The sequence below is a fragment of the Corynebacterium lubricantis DSM 45231 genome, assembly GCF_000379425.1.
In the GTDB taxonomy this organism is placed as follows: Bacteria; Actinomycetota; Actinomycetes; order Mycobacteriales; family Mycobacteriaceae; genus Corynebacterium; species Corynebacterium lubricantis.
Window position 1 is genome coordinate 1 of sequence record NZ_KB902227.1, and the last position, 2,764, is coordinate 2,764.

The 2,764-nt window shown below is 54.6% G+C and carries 4 protein-coding genes; 2 read left to right on the forward strand and 2 right to left on the reverse strand.

The genetic code is table 11. The features are described 5' to 3' along the window. Window positions 1-456: 456 nt before the first annotated feature. On the reverse strand, window positions 457-966 hold the full coding sequence (locus A37O_RS0111395; RefSeq protein ID WP_018297632.1) for a small multi-drug export protein: 510 nt from the start codon (window positions 964-966) through the stop codon (window positions 457-459). Continuing rightward, window positions 963-1,568 carry a TetR/AcrR family transcriptional regulator gene (locus tag A37O_RS15430; protein WP_018297633.1) on the reverse strand — a complete coding sequence of 202 codons (606 nt, stop codon included), beginning with the start codon at window positions 1,566-1,568 and terminating at the stop codon, window positions 963-965. Before A37O_RS15430 ends, A37O_RS0111395 begins: the two co-directional genes overlap by 4 nt. 219 nt (window positions 1,569-1,787) lie before the next feature. Here A37O_RS15430 and A37O_RS15435 point away from each other — a divergent pair, with 219 nt between their 5' ends. After that, complete coding sequence (locus A37O_RS15435; RefSeq protein WP_018297634.1) at window positions 1,788-1,994, forward strand: hypothetical protein; 207 nt, start codon at window positions 1,788-1,790, stop codon at window positions 1,992-1,994. After that, window positions 1,994-2,380, forward strand: a complete 387-nt coding sequence (locus tag A37O_RS15440; protein ID WP_245533840.1) for a type II toxin-antitoxin system death-on-curing family toxin — start codon at window positions 1,994-1,996, stop codon at window positions 2,378-2,380. Before A37O_RS15435 ends, A37O_RS15440 begins: the two co-directional genes overlap by 1 nt. Window positions 2,381-2,764 lie beyond the last annotated feature (384 nt).

Below are 2,764 nucleotides of genomic sequence, written 5' to 3' on the forward strand. Positions count from 1 at the left end.
GCTGAGTCGAAAGGTACCGCGGTGGTCTCCTTGCTGGTCGGCAGGGGGGGTTCACCAGGCGGTAGCTGTACACCACACTATTGGACGCAACCTCTAAGTTTTGGTCTCTAGAGCTAACACGCGCATAGCCGACTTTCTGCCCGGAAATAACCTCAGAATGTTCAGGAATATCTAGAGGTAGTGACGGTTCTGTTCCATTATCCATAACCCAACCCTAGTGAACATGATGTTTGCGAGCGCCTTGTAATTCAAAAACTGTTCTTTTGAGGTGTGGGTCCTGGGCATCATTGCCGTGATCGCCTACCGGTTCTGGGATTACTGGATCACACTGGTCTAAAAGGCCATATCCTAAAAACTCAGATTTCACTGCCCCGAAGCGTCTGTGCTATCAACACCTGCGCCCGATGGGACCAGAACTTCTATACGCTACCCATGAGAAGCCAGAAACCCCATGAGTTAACCGTTGATACCCAGGAACTCAACACCGGTTAGAGCTACCGCGCCAGCGACGATGCACCACATCACTGTCCCAAGACCAATCCAGATAAACGATGATCTCGCCCGAACTCCCGTGGCCACGGCCACAACGGCAGAAATCTGTGTACCTAGGCCAAGGGGACCGACCAGGGCTAAAAGTGGTAATCCGCCGCGGTTCATCAGGTGTTCAATACGTGCTCGGTTTTTCGCTGATTTCTCAGCCCGTGCTGTTTCTGCCGCTGGGTTATTGTCTGGGGTGGCGGCTGATGTCCGACGACGTCGCCATGCTGACCACTTCGCTATGAGCCATTCACCGGAATAGGCCGCAATACCGACCGTGAGCAGATTGCCACCGGCACCAGCCACGATTACAGGCACTGCTGGCAGACCCGCGAAGATCCCGGCAGGAACCACCACCGCAGCCTCTAACCACGGCAATGCCCCGCCAAGGAATACCCCGATAAGCCCCAACCATACTTCGGTACTCATGCGGGACTTTCATCCCTGTTGCCAATAATCTGGCCGGTAGCATTGCCCATACCTAGCACTGCGAGAATGGTGTCGGCAATGAGCTGCAGGTTCACCGGAAGATCACTGAGGGCGGAAGTGACGGTCATGCCGTCAAAAAAGATCGCCAGCGCCGTGGCACGCTTCCGACCGATCCGACAGGCCAAAATATCGGTCATCCGATTTGTCCACCTTAATGCCAGATGGCGCAGATCGGTCTCATAGGCACCCGCGACCATTAAAGTAAGATCCGCGCGCACCTGATGGCGGTCTAGGAGGTAGTCGTAGATGGCGCGAGCGACTTTTTCCGGCTCTGTGTCTATCTGGAGCAAGGTCGGTTCCAGCTTGTCGAGTTCAGCGTCGATCTCATCGGAGAGGCGGATCAGGGTTTGTTCACGGAGGATATCAATAGCGGGGAAGTACTTGGTGACGGTTCCTAGGGCGAGACCAGAACGTGCGGCCACTGCCCGGTGGGTGAGCTCAGCGGTGCCCTCCTGTTTAACGATCGCAGTAGCAGCGTCAAGAATTTCTCGTGTCCGGGCCTCCGGGTCACGGCGACGCGAGGTGGTGTTCTGCTGGTTCATGAATGTCTTCCCCGTGATGATCTATAATGTACAAACGTACACGTACGTTTGTACATTATTGCTTTATGTGGCGCAACCCTAGCGGCAGGGAAATGTCAGAAGCCGACGCCACTGCCCTGGGCGTAGGATGCCAGAGACCTTAAGTGATGACACCTCACCCTACTGGGTGGCCTAGCTAATCATGGTGCTGAATTGGTACCATCGTGGTACTGTAATGGTATGGCACTTAATCTTCGTCTCGCAGACCACCAGGATCGGCAGTTGACCGACTTGGCCGCCTCTTCCGGCCTGTCCAAGCAGCAGGTCATCACCCAGCTGATTCGTAAGCAATGGGAATCTGAACAGGCCCGGTCGCTTGCCTCGCACGAGCTTGATGATATTTTCACCCAGCGCACACCTTTGATGAACCGACTGAAAAACGCCTAGTGGATCCCCGTAAGGTTCTACGACTCGAGGCACTGCGTCCATGGATGGAAGAGCATCAGTTTTATGCCCGGGACTGGGGGCTCCTTGCTGCTGCCCTTGATCGACCGTGGGTAACATTCGGCGGCACCGACCTGTACCCCGATGTGTGGCACAAGACGGGCGCACTGATCGACAGCATTGAATCTAGTCACCCACTTCTAGATGGCAACAAGCGTCTCGGGGTGCTCTTAGGCTCATTGATGTTGCGCACTCACGGTATCGACGACACTGCTATCAGCGACGATCAGTGGTTTGACCTCATTACAGACGTTGCATCCAAGCATCCCCCTGCCGATGACATTGCCGACCGACTACGCAGTTTTTTCTCCCCACCCGCGGCCAGCTAACGCCCAGGTTGGTCCTCGATAGGTAACACCAGGGACTGTGCATAGTGCACCGTCAGAGTTCTTCATAGAAATGGCAATCATCCCGCACCGTAGTGATAGGCACGCTAGTGCACCCGACCTCAAGACGTCTCATTAGGGCGTACCTATGCCGGTCGCCATGAGGGTGACAACACAGAATAGGCTATCCGCATATTACTATCCTTGGGCAATAAGCATAGACAGAAGCGTAAGAGGGGATAAAACCTAACGGATACCTCAGCCATAGGAATCTTCCAACAAAATGCCATTGGAGGTGCTGTTGCAAAGTTGGGCCAGGGTCGAAAAGCCCAACCTCAAGACATTAGTTGTCCTTGCTCCGGGGTGCTTAAGCTGTCTCGAATATCC

Excerpts from the sequence above, each read along its gene's own strand:
- A37O_RS0111395 (WP_018297632.1), bottom strand. The coding sequence starts at position 966 with ATGAGTACCGAAGTATGGTTGGGGCTTATCGGGGTATTCCTTGGCGGG.
- A37O_RS15430 (WP_018297633.1), bottom strand. The coding sequence starts at position 1,568 with ATGAACCAGCAGAACACCACCTCGCGTCGCCGTGACCCGGAGGCCCGG.
- A37O_RS15435 (WP_018297634.1), top strand. The coding sequence starts at position 1,788 with ATGGCACTTAATCTTCGTCTCGCAGACCACCAGGATCGGCAGTTGACC.